A 20,098-nucleotide genomic window follows, 5' to 3' on the forward strand; every position below is an offset into this window, starting at 1 on the left:
ACGATGTTCGGTATCGATCCAATAGTGCTGTTGATTGTGCTGCTGGCGGCGGTTTCCGCCGCGGCAGTCTGCTATGGCGTTCTCTATTCGCGGATCGAGACCCAGAAGAAGGCGGAAGGTCGTGTCAACCGCGTCAAGCAGGCCGAAACCGATCGCGTCAAGGTCAAGGCAGCGCGTGATCGCGTCCAGGAAATGTCGAAGCGGCGCAAATCCGTGCAGGATTCTCTGAAGGATCTGGAACGGCGCCAGTCCGAAAACACGAAAAAGAGGCAGTCCCTGAAAGCCCGCCTCGCTCAGGCCGGTCTGTCGTTGACGCCGGCGCGCTTTTACATCTTCAGCGTACTGTTCGGCCTTTTCGTCACATTGGTTCTTTTCATTGTCGGCGCCCCGCTGCTGGCGATTCTAGGCATATTCTTTGCCGCTGCTTTCGGCCTGCCGCGCTGGGTCGTCCGCTTCCTCATCAAGCGCCGGCAAAGCAAATTTCTAGAGGAGTTTCCGAACGCACTCGATGTCATCACGCGTTCCCTTCGCTCAGGCCTGCCGCTCAATGATGCGGTTCGGCTGGTGGCCGGTGAGGCACGGGAGCCCGTCAAGACGGAGTTCCGCCGGGTGGTCGAAGCGCAACAAGTCGGTTTCAGCATGGCGGATGCCTGCGCGCGCATCTCGAACCATATGCCCCTGCAGGAGGTAAATTTCTTCTCGATCGTTATCGCGATCCAGGCCCAGGCGGGCGGTAACCTGTCGGAAGCTCTCGGCAATCTTTCGAAGGTGCTGCGCGAGCGCAAGAAGATGAAGGCGAAGGTCAAGGCATTGTCGATGGAAGCCAAGGCATCCGCCGTCATCATTGGCACTCTGCCCTTCGTGGTGATGCTGCTGGTCTATCTGACGTCGCCGCAATACATGATGATCCTGTTCGCCGATCCGCGCGGCCATCTGATCTTGCTCGGAGCCGGCATCTGGATGTCGATCGGCATCTTCATCATGCGCAACATGGTCAATTTCGAGATCTGAGCGGGAAGGAGCCGCGTAGCCCATGACCGATCTCGCTGCCCGTTTAACCGATCCCGGCACTCTTCTTGCCGTCGTGGTCGCCATTGCCGTGTTCGCGACTTTCTACACGATTGCGATACCGCTTTTGGAACGCGGCGATCTCAGCAAGCGCATGAAGGCCGTGTCGACGGAGCGCGAACAGATCCGTGCGCGCGAGCGGGCACGGCTGAATGCGGACGGCGGCAAGGCATCGCTGCGCAGCCACAACAATCGAAACGTCAGACAGATCGTCGATCGGTTCAACCTGCGCAACGCGCTGGTCGACGCCAATACCGTCAATCGCTTGCGGGCCGCGGGCCTGCGATCGGAAAATGCGCTCAACATGTTCCTGGTGGCGCGATTCCTGCTGCCGTTCCTGTTTCTCGCGGTTGCGATCGTCGTCGTCTTCGTTCTCGGCTGGTTCGCCGCAAAGCCCCTGCCGATCCGCCTGCTCGGGGTCATCGCTTTCGCCTATCTGGGCTTCTATACGCCGAACATTTACATCTCCAATCTGGTGAGCAAGCGCCAGAAATCGATCAAGCGCGCCTGGCCCGATGCCCTCGACCTGATGTTGATCTGCGTGGAATCGGGCATTTCAATCGAGGCGGGTATGCATCGCGTGTCCGAGGAAATGGCGGAGCAATCCCCAGCACTTGCCGAGGAAATGGTGCTGACCACGGCCGAGCTTTCCTTCCTGCAGGATCGCCGTACCGCCTTCGACAATCTCGCCGCCCGTACGCAGATCGATCTCGTCAAATCGGTGACGCAGGCGCTCATCCAGGCCGAACGCTATGGTACGCCGCTCTCGCAGGCGCTGCGCGTCATGGCGCAGGAGGGCCGCGACGAACGCATGAACGAGGCGGAAAAGAAGGCGGCCGCGCTGCCGCCGAAGCTGACAGTGCCGATGATCATCTTCTTCCTGCCGGTCCTGATGGCTGTCATTCTCGGCCCGGCGATCATCCAGGCCATGGACAAGTTCTGAATTGCCTGCTTGCCCGCCACGCGGAGACATGGTTAGTTGTATCCAATGTCGTCGATTGCGTCTCGCGTGTGTTCCAGCAAGCGGAAGTCATTCGCGCCGAGCGTCTTTGGAGGTCTCGCATGTCATCCCTGGCAATATTTTTCAGCGTCATGGCGGCCGTTTTCATCGGGGCGGTCAGTCCCGGCCCCAGTTTCGTGCTCGTTTCGCGCATTGCTGTTTCGCGTTCCCGTAAGGCGGGGCTTGCCGCAGCCTTCGGTATGGGAACCGGCAGCGTCATTTTTGCGACCTTGGCCTTGTTTGGCCTCAGCGCATTGCTGATGAAAGTCGAATGGCTGTATCTCGCACTGAAAATCGGCGGCGGCCTCTATCTGATCTATGTCGGCATTAGGATCTGGCGCAGCGCAGCGGACGATCTTCCCATCAATGCGCCGGCAACGCCGGCAGAGGGCGGCGTGATGCGCAACTTCCTCTTTGCGCTCGGCACGCAGCTCAGCAATCCAAAGACAGCCATTTTCTACGGCAGTATCTTCGCCGCACTCCTGCCGGCTGCTCCGCCTCCGTGGCTGCTCTTTACGGTTCCACCCGCAGTCTTTCTGGTCGAGGCTGGCTGGTATACCGGGGTGACGCTTGCCTTCTCCTCCAACCGCCCGCGCGCCATGTATGTTGGATCAAAGCTCTGGATCGACAGGGTGGCGGGCGCTGTTATCGGCGCGCTCGGAGCGCGGCTTGTCGCCGAGGGGCTGCCGCGCCACATCTGGCGTTAAGTGCCTCGAGCTGCCGGGTATCCGCCTGAATTGGCGCGCGGCCGGCTTATCTGTGCGAGAGGTGCGCAGGCAAGCCCTTATGGCCGCTCCCGCTGGCCCTATTGTTGGGCGACTTTCCTGCCGTTGCCGCTGGCGGCAAGCTTCTGCCAGGAGTTCTGCTGCGCCAGCATGCCGCGCAGATAGGCAACGTTGGCGTTCGCCTGTTGCGGCGTCAGTTCCTGCCGGGCAATTTGTTCGGCTTCCGCAAACCGGCCCTGCAGACCGACGACCAGCGCCAGATTCTGCCGTACGCGGCTATCGGAGCCCGGCTGCGAGATGGCCGTGCGGAGATAGTTTTCCGCATTCTTGAGATCGCCGGTCAGCACATAGGACATGCCGAGATTGGAAAGGATGGTCGGCTCGTTTGGAGCCAGCACCAGCGCATCCCGATATTTGGCGCGCGCATCTTGGGAGCGCCCAAGCTGATCGAGGATAGCGCCCTGCGCCGAAACCAGGCGCCAGTCCGGCCGATCCGGAAGCTGGGCGCGGTCAATGGTCGAAAGCGCCTCGTCAAGCTGGCCCGCCGCCGCCTGGGCCTTACCATAGGCCGCCAGCACGCCGCGGTCGGTCGGATTGGCGATTGCCACCTGCTGCATGACCGCAAGCGCTTGATTGTTGCGGCCGCTCATGCGCAGCGCATTGGCGTAGTTGACGCCGGCATCGCGATCCTTGGGATTGGCATCATAGGCCTTGCCAAACGTCGTGGTCGCCTGAGCCAGCTCCGTGCTGTTCATCGTATCGACAGATTTCGAAGTCTTGGGGATCGAGCCTGTCGTCATCCTGTCCTGTCCGGTCGTCGAGCAGCTTGCGAGCGCGAGCGCCAGAAGTGCGACGGAAGCTCCCTGCAAAAGAAAGGTTCTGAATGAAGACGCGGCTGCGACGGCGGGCATGACGCTGATCCCTGAATTCCTATAGTCTTGCGCCCGGCCTAGAATCGGAACAGGGAAAGGTTCGACGCAATGTTCGCTCCAGCAATAATCTGTTAACCCTAACAGACGGTTAACTCTCGATTCCCCTCAGTCATTGCCGAAGGATAGTCATGGCCCCCTTTCAATTCATCGAGCGCGCGACGCCTTTCAATTCGAAGGGTGGCGCGACCCTGCCGATCTTTGCTGTCACCCCCGCGCATATCGAGACGGGCACCATCGATCCCATCGCGCTCGATTGGGCACGCAAGGCGGGTTACAAGGCAGAGAGCGGCTCGCTGTTGTTGATCCCGACCGCTGAAGGGCATCTGGGCGGAGCTCTGTTCGGCCTCGGCTCCAATCCGTCCGAACAACCCTTCCTCACAGGCAAGCTGGCACGCAGCCTGCCGGCCGGCGCCTGGCATATTGAGACGGCGCCGCTGACGGCGAACCGGCTCTCGCTTGGTTTCGGTCTCGGCAGCTATCGCTTCGACCGCTACAAATCCGAAAAAGCCGCGGCGCCGACATTGATGATCCCGCGCGATGCCGATGCTGCCGATATCAAGCGCCAGCTGGCAGGCGTCTTCCTCGCCCGCGATCTCATCAACACGCCGACCAACGACATGGGTCCGGAACAGCTCGAAGCCGCCTTCCGGGCGCTGGCCGAGCACTACAAGGCTGAGATGTCCGTCATCATCGGCGATGATCTCCTGAAGGAGAATTTCCCGCTGGTCCATACGGTGGGACGTGCGAGCGCCGATGCGCCGCGCCTTCTGGAACTGCACTGGGGCAAGAAGGGTCATCGCCGCATCACGCTGGTCGGCAAGGGCGTGTGCTTCGACACCGGCGGCCTCGATATCAAGCCTGCCTCCTCGATGCTGCTGATGAAGAAGGACATGGGCGGTGCCGCCAACGTCATGGGCCTGGCGCTGATGATCATGGACGCCAAGCTCAAGGTCGACCTGCGCGTCATCATTCCGGTCGTCGAGAATTCGATATCGGCCAATGCCTTCCGCCCCGGCGATATCTACAAGAGCCGCAAGGGCCTGACCGTGCAGATCGACAATACCGATGCCGAGGGGCGGCTGATACTCGCCGATGCGCTCGCCTATGCCGACGAGGACGCGCCGGACCTGATGATCGATATGGCGACGCTGACGGGTGCTGCCCGCGTCGCGCTCGGTCCCGACCTGCCGCCCTTCTTCACCGACGATAGCGAACTTGCCAGCGATCTGACCGAGGCGAGCCTGGAGACGGACGATCCGCTGTGGCGGATGCCGCTCTATATGGGCTACGATAAGGATATCCGCACCAAATTTGCCGATATCACCAATGCGCCAGCAGGCGGCATGGCCGGCGCCATTACGGCCGCCCTGTTCCTCAAGCGCTTCGTAACGAAGACACCGAGCTGGGTGCATTTCGACATCTTCGGCTGGGCGCCGAGCGAACGTCCGCATTCACCCGGCGGCGGCGAGGCACAGGCCATCCGGGCGCTTTATCACTATATCAGGCAGAGCGTGCGGTAGGGGCTGCATTATCGCGAGCAGATGGGTGTTCGATTATGCCGAGCCTCTGATACCCCCCTCTGTCGCTGTTGCGACATCCCCCCACAAGGGGGGAGATTGGTTACTCGCTGCACATACCTGCCACAAGCCTAATATCGTGCCTGGTGAAATCGCAGTTCGTTGTTTTGAGGTCGACGAGCGGCAAACTCCCAAAGATCTCTCCCCTTGTGGGGGAGATGTCGCGAAAGCGACAGAGGGGGGTGCGCACCCTCCGCGAATTCTATGGCTCGAAAGTCCATCTTCGAAAGAGCTAGAACCAAAACACCCCTTGAAACCGCCATGATCTTGGTCGAGACTGGAACGGCAGCGTAACGAATTCCGGGGTTGCCCTTGCCGCTTGAACTCACCGCCTCGCAGGCTCTCGGCCTTTGGCATGGCGTGACGCTCGCTCAGGTGCGCCGCGAGGATCATGATTTGACGCTGCGGCAGACGGCGATTCTGCTGCAGATCTATCTTGTGCCGCCGCCGCATACCGTGCGCGGTTTGGCCGCGACGCTCGGCGTCACCAAGCCGGTCATAACTAGGGCGCTTGACACCATGGGCGTGATGGGATTGGTCGACCGCGTGCGCGACGATCGCGATCGCCGCAATGTCATCATTAAACGAACAGTCACCGGCGCGCTCTATCTTGAAAAACTCGGCGATCTCATCATCGAGCACGGCCGAAAATTGTAACCTCAGGAATTTCACCATGATGCTTGACCGCCGTCTCAATGCTTTCAGACCCGATCTTGCCGAGGCTTCTCTCAAGGGCAACGTTGAGGCCGAGCGCTTCGTCGAGGGCAGCATCGCGCGCATCGCGGTACCGGTCGCTGCGCTCCGGCCGAAGCCGGATCTCGCTTCGGGCATCGATACCGAGCTCTTGATGGGCGAAGAGGTGACGATATTCGAACGCCGCGACGGCTGGTGCTGGATCAAGGCTGTGTCTGACGATTATGTCGGCTATCTTCCGGAAACGGCGATCAAGGAGGGCGCGGCAGCTCCGACCCATATCGTCGTCCCGCAGCGCACTTTCCTCTATCCCGAGCCGGAGCTGCGCAAGCCACATGCTGCGATCCTCTCCATGGGCAGTCTCGTACATGTGACCGGTCCGGCGGAGGCGCGCGGCAATCATTATGTCGTCCTGGAGGATGGAACCGCCATTTTCGCAAAGCATGTCCAGCCGATCGGCTACAACAAGGGCGGCGACTTCGTTGATGTCGCCTTACGCTTCATCGAGACGCCCTATCTCTGGGGCGGCCGCTCGGGCCTCGGCATCGATTGCTCAGCGCTGGTACAGCTGGCGCTGTCGATGACGGGCCGTGCCGCGCCGCGCGATACCGACATGCAGGCCGCCGGCCTCGGCCAGCCAATCGAGCGCGATGAGCTGAAGCGCGGCGATTTCGTCTTCTGGAAGGGGCATGTGGCGATCATGGAAGATCCGGAAACCATTGTTCACGCCAACGGCCATACCATGACCGTCGCCCGTGAGAATTTCGCCGCCGCCATCGAGCGCATCGGCTGGCTTTATGAAAGGCCGACCGGCTATCGCCGTTTCATCGACTGACTGCGCTCCGAAACCCTGTAGCGACAACCCATCCGGCATTTGCCGTGGCGGCGGTCTTACGGCGTGCGAGGGCGTGCTATCCAGATGCCGGCGACGATGACGATACCGCCAAGCGCCTGCAACAGCGTGACGTCTTCGCCGAATAGGAACCAGGCGAAAAGGGCGGCCGCGATCGACTCCAGGAAAATGACAAGGGAGGAGAATACGGTCGGCAATCTTCCGAGCGCGACCGAAAGCAGGCCTTGTCCGCCGGCATGGCTGATGAGGCCGAGTGCCAGCAGCACGCACCATCCCGAGATCGACTGCGGCAATATGCGCGGCTCGAAGAAGAAGGCGATCAGGAACAGGATCGCCGACGTTATGATGCTCAATTCGAAGGTGACGCGCGCGGCGTTGGTCCCGGGGCGCGCCGCGCCGACCGCCAGGAAATAAAGGCCGAAGAACGCGCCGGTGATGATGGCGAGAGCATCGCCGACCGCCCGGCCCGGATTGAATGCCAGGCTTTGGACGACGAGCGCCGTGCCGCCCGCAAGGCAGACGAGGAGGCCAAGAAGCGTGGCGCGACCGACCCTTTGCCTCAGCAGGAGCCAGCCGAAGATCACGACCCATAGCGGCGCCATCGTCGCGAAGAAGGTGGCGTTGGCAATCGTTGTCCGCATGATCGAGAGATGCCAAAAGAACAGGTCGCCCGTGAAGGCGATGCCGGCGAGAATGGTCGGTATCGTGAAACTGGCGCGAGGCGCATTGGGCTCCGCGACCTCCGCGTAGCGCATCCATATCCAAAGGATCGGCAGCGCGAGAAAGACACGCCAGAAGGCGCTGGCGAAAGGCCCGACATCGGCGAGGCGCACGAGGCTCGGCGAGATGCTCATGGCCAGCGCCGCGAGAACCATCGCCATTACGCCGAGAAGAAAACCCTTCGTATCGGCGCTTTCTCCGAGGCTTGCGCTACGCATATCGTATTCGGTGTCCGGTTGTGACATTCTCGTGCCTTTGCAGTCAGATGATGTGTGGCGCAAAGCTAGTACATTGGGGAAGAGGATTTGGCTCCATTTTGACGGCTTTCATGCAATTTTGTTTCCTCTTTGCGGTAAGGATGTATTGAAATGCGCAAACCCGCCGATCTCGATGAATTCGATCTGGCAATTCTCGAGATATTGCAGAAGGACAGTACGGTTCCGCAACGCGAGATCGGTGAGCGGATCAACCTGTCGGCGCCGGCTGTGCAGAGGCGCATCAAGCGCATGCAGGAAAGCGGTGTCATCCAGGCCAATATCGCGGTCGTCGATCCGGCGGCCGTGGGCTTGCCGATTACCATCGTCGTCGAGGTGCATATCGCAAACGAGCGGTACGACCTCATCAACGCGATCAAGCGCAGCTTCCTCGAAGCGCCGGAAGTGCAGCAATGCTACTGTGTCACCGGCGAGGCCGATTTCGTGCTCATCATTGTCGTCCCCAGCATGTCCGCCTATGAGGAGGTGGCCCGGCGTCTTTTCTACGACAATCCGAATGTCACGAAATTCAAGTCACTCGTCACCATGGACCGGGTCAAGGTCGGTCTTTCCGTGCCGTTGTCGCTGGACTAGCTGGCTGTCTTCAAGTTCTGTTCACGCCGGCCGCTTCGGCCAGTTCGTCACGCCGCCGCTCCAGTCCTCGAAGGCCTTCGAGAGGCGAAGCACCAGCATGTCGTCGAAGCGCGGACCGATGATCTGCATGCCGATCGGCATGCCGGAACGGGAAAAGCCGCAATTGATCGACGCAGCCGGCTGCTCCGACATGTTCCACGGAACGGTGAAGGCGATGTGCTCGAAAGGTCGCGCCGGGTCGTTGGTGGGTGAAGCCCATTCGGCGGGATAGGAGACGATCGGATTGGTCGGCGAAAGCACGGCATTCACCTCTGCGAAGAGCTTGGCGCAGCTCTTACGCATCTCGTAGGTCTGGTTGAAGCCGCGAACGGCATCGACGCCGCTGATATCGGCGCCGCCCTTCGCCCAGCTGTAAATATAGGGCAGGATGCTGTTGCGGCGCTCCTCGCTCAAGGCCGTCATGTCGCCCCAGAAGCGGGCGCGCCAGAAGGCGTCGAGCCCATCCAGCATCTGCCTCGTCAGCACCGGCGCGACATCGACGATAATGGCGCCCGCTTCCTCGAAGCGCTTGGCGGCAGCGGTGACCGCATCGCGTATCTCGTCCGCGACAGGCAGGCCGCAGCCGGCGTCCAGCATGAGGCCGATTTTCATGCCACGAATGTCGATGTCGAAATCCATCCAGTCGATCCCGTTCGGCTGTAGGCTGGTGCTGTCCCGCCAGTCGGGCCGCGAGAGCGTTGCCATGGAGAAGGCGGCATCCTCGACCGTGCGGGTCATTGGTCCGGCGCATCGCCCGAGATAATAGGGATCGATCGGAATACGGCCATTGCTCGGCTTGAAGCCAAAAATGCCGGTCCAGCCAGCTGGCAGGCGTATCGAGCCGCCGATATCGGTGCCGATGTGCAGCGGTCCATAACCGGCAGCGGCGGCGGCCGACGCACCGGCGCTGGAGCCGCCCGGATTCTGGCTTGGGTCCCAGGGGTTGCGGCTGAGCTTGTGAAAGCTCGAAAGGCCGGAGGAGAGCATGCCGTAATCGGGGCAGGTGGTTTTCGCGAAAATCACCGCGCCATCCTCGCGCATGCGGGCGGCGATGGGAGCATCTTCGGCAGCGGGGACAAGCTCGACCGCTGCGGTGCCGAGCGGCACCGGCTGACCCTTGGTGGCGATCAGCTCCTTCAGCGTCACTGGAATGCCGTCCAGGGTCCCAAGCGGCGCACCTTTCGCCCAGCGCTCTGTCGAAGCAGCTGCCTGCTTACGGGCATTCTCGGGATCATAGGCATAGAGAGCAGCGATGGTCGGTTCCCATGCCTCGATATGCGTCTCAAGCGCCCGCCAGTATTCGCTGGGGGACAGGCTCTTGTCGGCGAACTTGCGCCGGAGGTCTCGGATGGAAAGATCGGTAAGTTCGGTCATGATCTATACTCTTTATGTCTCAATCAGCGCGTCGCCTCGCGGGGGTCGAGGAGATCGCGCAGCCCGTCGCCGAGCAGGTTGAAGCCAAGCACGGAGAGCGCTATGGCAAGCCCCGGCAGCAGGGCGAGCCACGGCGCGACGTGGAAATAGGTTTGCGCATCGGCCAGCATCCGCCCCCAGGTCGGTGCAGGCGGCGGCACGCTCAAGCCCAGGAAGGCAAGTCCGGCTTCCGTCAGGATCGCAAGGCCGAGCTGGATCGTCGCCTGGACGATGATACTGCCCATGATGTTCGGCAGGACATGGCGGCGCGTGATGGAAAGCTGCGTATTGCCGATGGCGCGCGCCGCCAGCACATAGTCGCGGCTCCAGGCCTGCAAGGCCGCACCGAGCGCGACACGGGCAAAGACCGGCACCATGAAGACGGCGATGGCGATGATGGCCGTGGAGCGACCCGTCCCGAGAAATGCGCCGAGGATCATCGCCGAAAGAATCGGCGGCAGGGCGAAGATCACGTCGCAGGCCCGCATAACCAATGCCTCGAACAGGCCGCGTTGGGCGGCGGCGGAAACGCCGATGATCGTTCCGATCGTTCCGCCGATCGCGACGGATGACACGGAGATGGAAAGCGAATTCCAGCAGCCCACCATCAGCATCGACAGGACGTCGCGGCCGATCTGGTCGGTGCCGAGAAGTCCGAAGCCAAAGGGCGGCTGCAGCTTGTGAAGGATTTGCATCTTCGCGGGCGGCACCGGCGTCCAGAACTGCGAGAGGAGAGCGACGCAGAAGAGCGCAAGGATGATGACGGCGCCGACGATGAGATTCATTCGCCGCAGCGCCCGAAAACGGCGGCGGGAAGGTGGCGCGGCAACTTTGGTGTCGACTGTAGTCATCGCGCACCTCCCGCTCGCAGCCGGGGATCGATGGCGAGATAGGAGAGATCGACCAGAAAATTCACGACGATGACGAGGCCGGCGAAGAACAGCACGACGTCCTGCAGAACGATGACGTCGCGCTGGCTGAGTGCCTGATAGGCGAGGCGGCCAAGGCCGGGCAGGGTGAAGACATTTTCGATCAGTACGGCGCCTGCCACCAGAAAGGTGAATTGCAGTCCGAGAATGGTCAGCACAGGCACCAGCGCATTCGGCACCACATGTCCCCAGAGCACGCGGCTGCGCGATAGGCCCTTGGCGATCGCCGTGCGGGCAAAATCCTCATGCAGCGTATCGAGTACGGCCGAGCGCGTCACTCGTGTCAGCACCGCCGCTTGGGGCAGAGCAAGGGCAGCCGCCGGCAGCACCAGCGACTTTGCGGCAGGCCAGAATCCGCTCTCCCAACCGGGAAAACCGCCCGCCGGCATCCAGCCGAGCGATGTGGCAAACACAAGCACCAGCAAGAGGCCGACCCAGAAGCCCGGAACGGCGATGCCCATCTGCGAAAATAGTGTGGCGATGATATCGAAAACGCCGCCGCGCCGTGCCGCTGCCGCAACACCGAGCGGCACGGCGACAAGAACCGACAACAGGATGGCAAGCAGCGCAAGCGGCAGGGTGACGGCAAGCCGCTCGGCAATCAGGCCGGCGACCGGAACACCATAGGTATAGGACGTGCCAAGATCACCCGTCAGCGCGCCGGCGAGCCATTGCCCATAGCGCACGATCAGCGGCTGATCGAGCCCCATATCATGCCGGAGCGCGGCAAGCGTTTCCGGCGTCGCCGAGGTGCCGAGCGTGATCGCGGCCGGGTCGCCCGGCAGCAGCGCCATAACGGCAAAGATCAGCAGCGAGACGGCAATCAGCGTCAGCACAAGTCCGAAAATCCGGCGGGTGAGCAGTACGATCATAGCAAGTCCATGGCTGATCATGCCCGGCATCGAAATGGTTGGCTTCGAAAGGGTTCGCGGCGGGCGAAGCGATCCGCCCATCCGCGCCTGCAGGCAAAGAGCTCAGTCTTCCCAGGAAACGTTGGTCAGCACGTTGGACGGGATCGGTTCGTTCTCCCAGAGACCCTTCAGCTTCTTGTCCCAGACGCCGAGCTTCGGCATGACGAACAGGAAGAGCGACGGCACATCCTCGGCAAGAATGCTTTGCGCCTCGCCATAGAGCTTGTTCTGCTCGGCGGGATCGGCGGTGAGCTGGATCTTCTTCATCAACTCGTTGAAGGCCGGGTTCTTGTAGTTGAAGTAATAGGGATCGCGCGAATAGATATCGATATCCATCGGCTCGGCATGGGCGACGATGGTCATGTCGTAATTGCGGCCGGTGAAAACGTCCTGCACCCATTTCGCCGGGAATTCCGTCGGCTCGATATTCATCGTCACGCCGATATCGGCAAACATGGCCTGCATCACCTGAGCACTGCGCGGCGCATAGGCCATCTGCGGCGTCTTGATGGTGAAGGTGAAACCATTTGGATAGCCGGCTTCGGCAAGCAGGGCTTTGGCCTTGGCGGCGTCATAGGGCAGCGTGCCGTTCAGGTCCTTGTAGCCGGGGTCGTTCGGCGTGTAGTGGCTGCCGATCGCGGTGCCGAAGCCGGACCACGCGCCCTCGATGATCGTCTTGCGATCGAGCGCCATCATCAGTGCCTGGCGCACGCGCTTGTCGTCGAAAGGCTTGCGGGTGTTGTTCATGCCGGCCACGACCTTGAGCTCGGTATTGCCGATCTTGGTCGTCAGCCTGGCATCGCCCTCGAAGGAACTCATGAGCTCCGGCGCGGCGAATTCCGGAAAGGCATCGAGATCACCGGCTTTTAGTGCCGCGGCCTCCGCCTGCGGATCGGAAATGAAACGGAAGGTCACCTTCTCGAGCTTCACGTCAGCAGATTTGTTCCAGTAGTCCGGGTTCTTGACGAGGTCGACATGGTCGCCCTTCGTCCAGGAGGAGAATTTGAACGGTCCGGTGCCGACTGGCGTGGTCTTGTTATTAGCAGAGGACTTCGGCCCGACCATGACGGAGCTCGGCCAGCCAAGCCAATAGAGCAGGCTGCCGGTCGGCGAAGAAAGATGCAGGACCAGCGTCTCCGCATCCGGCGTGTCGATCGAGGCGATGGTCGCAAAGAAGCGCTTCTGCGGATTGACGGAATCGGAGCCGCGAGCGCGATCCAGCGTGAACTTCGCCGCGGCTGAATCGAAGGCTTCGCCGTCATGGAATTTCACGCCGGTCTGCAGTTTGAACGTATAGGTCAGGCCGTCAGGCGAGATTTCCCAGCTCTTGGCAAGCTGCGGCACGATCTTGCCGTTTTGGTCGATGGCAACCAACCCTTCGAAAATGTTCTGCCAGGTGACTTGGCCGATTGCCACGGGCGCGGCGATCGTCGGATCGAGACCGGTCGGCTCGACGCTCATGCCAAGATTGAGAGTTGTCTTCGCGGCCTCAGCCTGTGTCAGGCCCATCATCATCAGCAGGCCGGCAGAAACTGCGGCGCCATAGGCAAGCCGGCGCGCGACGTCGCCCAGGCTCGGGCGTGAAAACTTGGTCATGTCGGTTCCCTTGCTTTTGCCCGCATGTCCGGCTTCCCTCCGACTGCGGTCTTTTTCAGGATAGTGTCATCTCACAGGCGCACACACAATTCCGAAAATGTGTGCTCGGTGTAGCCGAAACCGCTACACTGGTTTTGTCTTCTACGGTGCTGGGTTCAATCCTGCCTCCCCTTGGCGGAAAGTTGCTGGCGCATGAAGCGCTCGATGAAATCGAGCAGCTTGCCGGCCGCGAAGGAGAGCTGGCGATCGGGCGCGACGCAGAGATCGACCGGCGTCCGCGCCCCCATGCCGCCCGCGACGGGTCGTGCGACGAGCTGACCCGCCTCGATCTCCCTTTGAACGGTCAGCGCCGGCAGCATGGTAATTGCTGCGCCCCGCAGCACCAGCTCCTTCTGCATTTCCAGCGAGCCGGTCTCAAAGACTGGATCGAGCCTCAGCCCCTCACGTTCGAACAGCGCGTCGAAGGCCTGCCTTGCGCCGAAGGAGCGATCGGGGACGGCAAGCGCGTGTGATGCAATTTCGTCTAGCGTGATCTCGCTGGCGGCGGCAAGCGGATGGGAGGAAGCGGCGATCACGTCATAGACGAGCTCGGACCGCAGGCGCACCTTTGTGCCGGAAAGCGGCGGGGCAAACAGCGTCACCGCAATATCGGCCTCGGCATTGTTGACGGCTTCGATGGCGCCGCGAGCGCTGGTGATGGTCACTTCGAAGCGCAAACGCGGATAGCGCAGGCTGAACTCTGCCAGCGCTGGAGCAAGGATATTGGCGACCGACGCGCCGTTGGCATAGATACTGACCGTCCCGCGCTGCAGGCCTTTCAGGTCTTCGATCAACTGGTGCACATGATCGAGCTCGCGCAGCGTCCGGCCGGCGCGCTCCGCCAGCAATTCGCCGGCAGCCGTCAATTTGATGCCGCGGGCGCTGCGTTCGACCAGCAGCGTGCCGAAATGATATTCGAGGTTCTCGATCTGGCGGCTGATGGCCGTCGGCGCCACGTTCAGGTTTTCGGCCGCCTGGCGCATCGAATTGGTGCGCACCAGCTCGTCGAAATAGATCAGCGCGCGGATCTGCATGCGCGGGATCTCCCTTTAGACGACCGGGTTGGCGAAGCGATCCCGCCACGCCGCTTGCCCACCCTCGACCGGCAGTGCCGTCGCCTCGTAGACGCCGCGGGCGATGGCGCGCGCCATGACGATAGTGGCAAGGTGGCAAAGCTCCATGAAGCCAGGCATATCGTCGCGGGAATGCTTGCCGGTAGAGGCGGCAAACACGGTATCGCCGTCGAGCGGCAGATGCGTCGGCAAGAGCGCCCGGGCGAAGCCGTCATGGGCTGAGATGGACAGACGATGCGCCTCTGCCTTGGTCAACTGGGCGTCGGTGATGACAGCGCCGATGGTCGTAGCGGTGATGTTGGTGCCCTTCAGCCGCAAGCGAGAATCGACCACCTGCGGCATACCGAAGCCGCCGAATTCGTCGTCTTCTTCGAAGGGCGCCGCCCAGAAATGCGGGCCGTCGCCGATAGTGGCGGAACCGAGCGCATTGACGGCGACGATCGCAGCGATCCTGTATCCCGTGCTACTGACGGCACTTGCCGAGCCGAGCCCGCCTTTGACTGTTGCCGTCGTGGCGCCCGTGCCGGCGCCGACGCTTCCAAGTGCAAAGGGTCCTTTATCCGCGGCCTTGAAGGCGACATATCCCATATCGCGATAGGGCGAGTGCAGCCCCCAATCCTTGTTGCCGCCGTTGATGAGATCGAACAGGATCGCCTGCGGCACGATCGGCACCAGCGCGTTGCCAACTTTCAGGCCGCGGCCGATTTCCCTCAAGCCGGCCTGCACGCCGCCGGCGGCATCGAGCCCGAAGGCCGAGCCGCCTGAGAGCACGAGAGCATCCACGGTGCCGACCGTCATTGCAGGGTCCAGCAATGCAGTATCCCGTCCGCCTGGCGCGCCGCCGAGAACGGTACAGGAGGCGATAGCCGGCTCATCGAAGACGATGGCGGTGACGCCCGAGCCGAGCGCAAGATCGGTCGAATGACCGACAGCGACGCCTTCGACATCGGTCAGGAGATTGAGGAGGTCAGCCAATGAAAAATCCTTCGCCGTTGCAACGCGAGGTCGTCATGGCGATAGGATCGTAAAGAGGGGGAAAAGACAAGATGGGTTTGTTCGACCCAAGCGATGCAGGACTGGAGGCTCCGGAGCTTCGGCGTTTCACAAGAAGCCGGTGGAAGCTTCCTTCGAAAGAAGCCATGCGATGGCCTCAAATAAAAAAGCCCCCACCCTGATTCTATCAAAGGGTGAGGGCTGGGGATGGGATTGAGTAAAAGCGCAGGTAATCCGATCCATCAAACATGGATCGGCTTGGCCTGCTGGCGGGAGAGAAGGTCGCGGATCGCAAGCTTCACTTCGTCCGCATTTCTGAAATGCTGCTCGTCCAGATCATGGACATGATATTTTACAGCGATGAACTTGAGCCGATCCTGATCGGGAACGACGATGCCGACGGGAACGCCGGCGTATTCGATGACTTGCTTCTTCATAAATAGACTCCCTCTGCGCACGCACGGCGCAGACATGGCGAATTGACTGTCTTATTCCGGGAAGGAGGACGAACGTCACATTCGACAGCACGGGCGGGAGAGCGCGCCCGAACGGTCATTGCCAAGCACGGGCCGCCCAAGGAACGAAGCAATGACTTTTCTATTCAGCATGTCACTTCCTCAATTGGCGTTGTACTTGTTAGGGTCTCAGTAGCAGAGACCCGGTGAGTGCACCATTATCCACTATATTAGTAGATAATAGCAATTGCATCCTCAGAAACATATTCCGAAAGATGTCAAAATGTCGACGATCGGGAAAATAAAATTCCGAACCTGGCGGATTGCGGGGAAGGTTGTCTTAAAACCTTCGTCTTGCTACCCGTGTCGGTACGGCTCGCCGATCACCGAGCAACAGATAGGAATTGGCGCGAGATTCGACAATGCCCCGGCAACATTAAAATTCACGCGCCGCTAAAACACCTAAATGGTTAATGGCGCGCCGGGATCGTCAAAATCCATCTTCCAGCACCTTTTCCAGGGCATTCACGAAGAAATCGGCGCTCTCGGGTGCGAGGCATAGAGGCGGCTTGATCTTCAACACGTTCAGGTGATCGCCGGTCGGCTGCATGAGGACTCCGAGATCGAGCAGGCGCTCGCAGATCGCAGCCGTCTCTTCGGTGGCCGGCGTCAGGCTTTCGCGGTCGCGCACGAATTCGACGCCGAGATAAAGCCCCGTGCCATGCACGGCGCCGATCAGCGGGAATCGATCCATGAGAGCGATCAGGCCAGCCTTCAGCCGGTCGCCGATGACGCGGGCATTTTCCTGCAGATTCTCGTCCTTGAGAATATCGAGAACGGTGAGGCCGACGACGCAGCTGACCGGGCTGCCGCCGGCGGAAGAAAAGAAATAGCCTTCCTTTTCCAGCGATTCGGCGATCTCGCGTCGGGTGATGACGGCGCCGAGCGGATGGCCGTTGCCCATGCCTTTGGCGATTGTGATGATATCGGGCACGACGCCCTGGGTTTCGAAGCCCCAGAAGTGTTCGCCGAGTCGGCCGTAGCCCACTTGCACTTCGTCGGCTATGCAAAGGCCGCCACGCTGCCGTACTGCATCGTAGACGCCGGCAAGATAGCCATGCGGCAGCGCGATACCGCCGGCATTGCCATAGACCGGCTCGGCAATGAAGCCGGCAAGCCCCTCTCCCTTTTCATCGATGGCCTGCAACTTGGCCGTGACATCGTTGAGATAGTCGATCCCCGAATCTGGGCCGCGGAACGGGCCGCGATAGGTATTGGGAGACAGGACGGGATGCACCCACTCCGGCCGTGTCGTCAGCGCCTGCGGATTGTCGGCAATCGAGGTGGAGACGGCATCGCTCGCAACGGTCCACCCGTGATAGGCCTCCAGCAGGCAGAGCATGTTCCTTTTGCCCGTGTGCGCCCAGGCAAGGCGGATCGCAAGATCATTGGCTTCCGAGCCGCTATTGACGAGGAAGACGCTGTCGAGTCCATCAGGCGCCAGCGCCGCCAGCCGCTCGGAGAATTCCGCGACAGCGGCATAGTGGAAGCGGGAGTTGGTATTGAGGCGAGACCATTGCTGGGCGATCGCTGCCGTCAGGCGCGGATGGGCGTGGCCAAGCGTCGTCACGTTGTTGACCATGTCGAGGTAGGAGCGTCCCTGCGTGTCGAACAGGAATTCGCGCCAGCCGCGCTCGATCTGCGGCGGGAACTCGTAATAGTGCTTCTGCGGCTTGGCGAAGCGGGCGTTGCGCAATGACAGCAGCGCGGATGGATCCGGCCGCGGCGCTTCGCAGGCCGGGTTCAAGAGAGCAACAGGCGACGGCGATATGGCTGACCAGCCCTCCGCCTGGTCCGCCGTCGCGAAGAGCGGCGGCACAAGGCCGGGCACGCGGCAAAGCTGGATGCGCAATCCCCCGATTGCAGAGCCCTCGCTGCCAATGGTCCCGATCGTAGCTCCTTGCTCGACGGCTGCTCCGTCCTCAAGAGCACTCTCGATGCCGTCGAGATGCAGGCTCACGTCGTCGCCGACCAGCACGAAATGCTGGCCTTGCCGTTGCAGAAGGCCGGGAAAGGGAGCCGCAACCGTCGCCCCAGCCGGCAGGCAGATATCGCAATGCAGGGCGAAATTCTGCGGCTGTGCCATGTTAAGAGGCGCGGCGAGGGAGAGGCGGAATTCGCCGTAACGCGTTGCGGCAGTCCCCGACGCGATTGCCGTCTGGGCAAGCAGCCGCCAGTCCATATCCGGCTTCTGCCAGTTGCCGTCGGTAAAGTCAGGGCCGGTGACGGAAAGATCGATGGCGGCAATCTGCGAGGGATCGATGTCGGGCAGCAGCGGCGCCCAGCCGTTGGTCGCAATTGGCGCGACATCGAAGCCGATCGCCTTGAGGATCGCGGCTTCCATCACATCCGGCTGTGCGCCGGTCGCGACATCGAAAATCTCGCGTTCGAAATCGAGATTGCCGCGCACATAGTCGTTGTCCGGATCGATGGCGAGCTGTTGCTCGCTGCTGGCGGCAAGGATGACGGCGCGCGCGACGATCAGCGGCCAAAGCGCCTTGCCCTCTGCCTCTGTCAGCGGATAGACGGCATGATAGCCCTTGATGGCGGGAAGGATGTAGAAGGGGTTGCCGTCCGCATGGTGCAGCAATGATGCGCAGGTGACGGCGAGATCACCGACCAACCAGCCCTGAATGATATCACCGAAATCGATGACGCCATCGGGCACGAGCTGTCCATGCGCATCCGGATGGCTGACGACGTTGTCGTCGGTGACATCGTGATGCACCGGCTGCACGCGCAATTCGCTTGCCAGCGGCTGGATGCGCTTGACGGCAGCCACCATTGCCTTGGCGATGCGGTCGCGCGCTTCGTGGTCCGTGATCGCCGACAGCAGCTGCACGGCGACCGGCCCGGCGCGCCGCAGGTCCCATTGCAGGTTTCGATGAAGGCCGGGATGGTCGAAATCGGCAAGGTCTCGGGCAAGACGGGCCGAAAGCGCGCCTAAGCCTGCGGCTGCGGCAGGCGGCAGATGCCTGCGCCGCGTCAGCGTCTGGCCCGGAAGAAAGCCGAGCAGCCGAACGAGATAATCCTGTTCACGAAGGGTAACGGTGAGAATATCGCGGCCATTGAGAGAGGGCACGACTTCAGGCACGCGCGGCGCGTCCGGCTTGGCGTGCAGGTGACGGATCGCGGCGTTCTGCGCCTCGAGTTCGACCAGCTCGTATTCCGCCCGGCAGATCTTCAGCACATAGGCATTATCGCCGGCATCGATGCGGTAGTTGCGGTCCTGCTGACTGCCGAGCTCGGTCAGCGTCCCGCTCAGGCCGTAATGCATCTGCAGGATTTCGGCCGCCTCGTCCGGCGTCACGTCCGGCCTCGGCAGTTGCATACGGTTCACGAGCGTGGCGTCGGCCATGGCATCCCCCCGGATGGTTCATTTGCATCGACACTAAACCATTCCATATTAAAGAAAATTACCCAAAGCAGATAGGGCTGTCGAGCGATGGGGAAGAAGATAGGCCACGGAATGCAGCCGGCTAGCCGCAAGGGCCTATTCGACCTCAATGGAATAGCTGCAACCGGCCAGCGTCTTATCAGGATGGGTATCGACTGTGGAGACGTTGAGCGAGATGCGCGTTTCCAACACGGTGTCCGAATTTGCCTGCTGATCCTTGTGTGACAGAACGACCTTCTCGCCAAGAAACTTGTTCGGCTGGTCGACCGAGGCCGTCGCGCCAAGCTGTTTGGCCAGTGAATGAGGATCTGCCTCATCGAGCACGGCGAGGGGGCCTGTGGAGGTAAAGACGATCCTGTTCGTCCGCCGTCCGAAGACGGTCAGGGGCATCGAAAGCTGGAATTCGCGCAGAAAGGGATTGTCCGACGGCAGCTCGCTGATGCCGAACTGCTTCATGGCTTTGGCGCTTTCTGGCCCGGTCAGCCATAGGGCGAAATTATTGTAGCTCGGCACGTCGTATGTCGTGCATTCGATCAGCTTGGCAAGATCGATCTTGGAAGGGTCATCTTGCGTTGTTGCTGCATGCGACGCTGGCGCGCTCAAAAGGAACGCCGCGAGCAGCAGCGTTCCATTTCGGTAGAATGACATGTCCTCTCCTTAGTCTCCGGGCGATTCGATAGCGGTGATATCAAATCGCGCTCCGGAGCGAAAAGGAAGAAAGGTGGCCAAAACCCAGCCTCGGTACCTCACCCCATGCGCTCGGAAGCGTAGGAACCC

Annotated in this window: 18 protein-coding genes; 7 read left to right on the forward strand and 11 right to left on the reverse strand. The window is 61.4% G+C overall.

All coding sequences use genetic code 11. The annotated features are described in order from the left end of the window. Positions 1 to 3 precede the first annotated feature (3 nt). The 3 genes from AC13RE_RS26505 (at position 4) to AC13RE_RS26515 (ending at position 2,775) form a co-directional block, all read left to right on the forward strand. Complete coding sequence (locus AC13RE_RS26505; RefSeq protein ID WP_132721096.1) at positions 4 to 1,011, forward strand: type II secretion system F family protein; 1,008 nt, start codon at positions 4 to 6, stop codon at positions 1,009 to 1,011. A 22-nt stretch (positions 1,012 to 1,033) separates the two neighbouring features. Then, a complete protein-coding gene (locus tag AC13RE_RS26510; protein ID WP_488486175.1) occupies positions 1,034 to 2,011 on the forward strand; it encodes a type II secretion system F family protein in 978 nt (325 codons plus the stop codon). Positions 2,012 to 2,130: 119 nt separating this feature from the next. Further along, on the forward strand, positions 2,131 to 2,775 hold the full coding sequence (locus AC13RE_RS26515; RefSeq protein WP_488565140.1) for a LysE family translocator: 645 nt from the start codon (positions 2,131 to 2,133) through the stop codon (positions 2,773 to 2,775). A gap of 98 nt (positions 2,776 to 2,873) precedes the next feature. On the opposite strand, the gene AC13RE_RS26520 is transcribed toward AC13RE_RS26515, so the two are convergent. Further along, positions 2,874 to 3,704: a tetratricopeptide repeat protein gene (locus AC13RE_RS26520; protein ID WP_488565141.1), complete on the reverse strand. Its 831-nt coding sequence runs from the start codon at positions 3,702 to 3,704 to the stop codon at positions 2,874 to 2,876. A 149-nt stretch (positions 3,705 to 3,853) separates the two neighbouring features. On the opposite strand from AC13RE_RS26520, the gene AC13RE_RS26525 reads away from it, so the two are divergent. From AC13RE_RS26525 to AC13RE_RS26535, 3 genes are all read left to right on the forward strand, one after another. Further along, positions 3,854 to 5,245, forward strand: coding sequence for a leucyl aminopeptidase family protein (locus tag AC13RE_RS26525; RefSeq protein WP_488565142.1), 1,392 nt, complete (start codon positions 3,854 to 3,856; stop codon positions 5,243 to 5,245). A 369-nt stretch (positions 5,246 to 5,614) separates the two neighbouring features. Then, positions 5,615 to 5,959, forward strand: a complete 345-nt coding sequence (locus AC13RE_RS26530) for a MarR family transcriptional regulator (protein ID WP_041677769.1) — start codon at positions 5,615 to 5,617, stop codon at positions 5,957 to 5,959. 16 nt (positions 5,960 to 5,975) lie between these two features. After that, positions 5,976 to 6,830: a C40 family peptidase gene (locus AC13RE_RS26535; protein ID WP_488565143.1), complete on the forward strand. Its 855-nt coding sequence runs from the start codon at positions 5,976 to 5,978 to the stop codon at positions 6,828 to 6,830. Positions 6,831 to 6,886: 56 nt separating this feature from the next. On the opposite strand, the gene AC13RE_RS26540 is transcribed toward AC13RE_RS26535, so the two are convergent. Beyond that, on the reverse strand, positions 6,887 to 7,786 hold the full coding sequence (locus tag AC13RE_RS26540) for a DMT family transporter (protein ID WP_488565144.1): 900 nt from the start codon (positions 7,784 to 7,786) through the stop codon (positions 6,887 to 6,889). A 150-nt stretch (positions 7,787 to 7,936) separates the two neighbouring features. Between AC13RE_RS26540 and AC13RE_RS26545 the strand changes: the two genes are divergently transcribed. Next, positions 7,937 to 8,416, forward strand: a complete 480-nt coding sequence (locus AC13RE_RS26545; RefSeq protein ID WP_488565145.1) for an Lrp/AsnC family transcriptional regulator — start codon at positions 7,937 to 7,939, stop codon at positions 8,414 to 8,416. Between the two features lie 21 nt (positions 8,417 to 8,437). Here the strand turns inward: AC13RE_RS26545 and AC13RE_RS26550 are convergent, their stop codons facing one another. From AC13RE_RS26550 to AC13RE_RS26590, 9 genes are all read right to left on the reverse strand, one after another. Then, the gene (locus tag AC13RE_RS26550; RefSeq protein WP_488565146.1) at positions 8,438 to 9,829 is read right to left on the reverse strand and encodes an amidase; all 1,392 of its coding nucleotides are present in this window, start codon (positions 9,827 to 9,829) and stop codon (positions 8,438 to 8,440) included. 23 nt (positions 9,830 to 9,852) lie between these two features. Further along, positions 9,853 to 10,719 (reverse strand): ABC transporter permease, encoded by an 867-nt coding sequence (locus AC13RE_RS26555; RefSeq protein ID WP_488565147.1) that lies wholly within the window; start codon positions 10,717 to 10,719, stop codon positions 9,853 to 9,855. Next, positions 10,716 to 11,669: an ABC transporter permease gene (locus AC13RE_RS26560; RefSeq protein WP_488565148.1), complete on the reverse strand. Its 954-nt coding sequence runs from the start codon at positions 11,667 to 11,669 to the stop codon at positions 10,716 to 10,718. The genes AC13RE_RS26555 and AC13RE_RS26560 overlap by 4 nt, the downstream gene beginning before the upstream one ends. Before the next feature lie 102 nt (positions 11,670 to 11,771). Beyond that, positions 11,772 to 13,304, reverse strand: coding sequence for an ABC transporter substrate-binding protein (locus AC13RE_RS26565; protein ID WP_488565149.1), 1,533 nt, complete (start codon positions 13,302 to 13,304; stop codon positions 11,772 to 11,774). 155 nt (positions 13,305 to 13,459) lie between these two features. Beyond that, complete coding sequence (locus AC13RE_RS26570) at positions 13,460 to 14,377, reverse strand: LysR family transcriptional regulator (RefSeq protein ID WP_488565150.1); 918 nt, start codon at positions 14,375 to 14,377, stop codon at positions 13,460 to 13,462. 15 nt (positions 14,378 to 14,392) lie between these two features. Further along, a complete protein-coding gene (locus AC13RE_RS26575) occupies positions 14,393 to 15,391 on the reverse strand; it encodes a P1 family peptidase (protein WP_488565151.1) in 999 nt (332 codons plus the stop codon). A 260-nt stretch (positions 15,392 to 15,651) separates the two neighbouring features. Continuing rightward, complete coding sequence (locus AC13RE_RS26580; protein ID WP_015338438.1) at positions 15,652 to 15,846, reverse strand: hypothetical protein; 195 nt, start codon at positions 15,844 to 15,846, stop codon at positions 15,652 to 15,654. A 508-nt stretch (positions 15,847 to 16,354) separates the two neighbouring features. Beyond that, the gene (locus tag AC13RE_RS26585) at positions 16,355 to 19,282 is read right to left on the reverse strand and encodes an aminotransferase (RefSeq protein WP_488565152.1); all 2,928 of its coding nucleotides are present in this window, start codon (positions 19,280 to 19,282) and stop codon (positions 16,355 to 16,357) included. A 135-nt stretch (positions 19,283 to 19,417) separates the two neighbouring features. Next, entirely contained in the window at positions 19,418 to 19,969 is a 552-nt protein-coding gene (locus AC13RE_RS26590; RefSeq protein ID WP_488565153.1) for a hypothetical protein, read from the reverse strand. Between the last annotated feature and the right edge of the window lie 129 nt (positions 19,970 to 20,098).

Source organism: Martinezella sp. CNPSo 3959 (assembly GCF_057784355.1).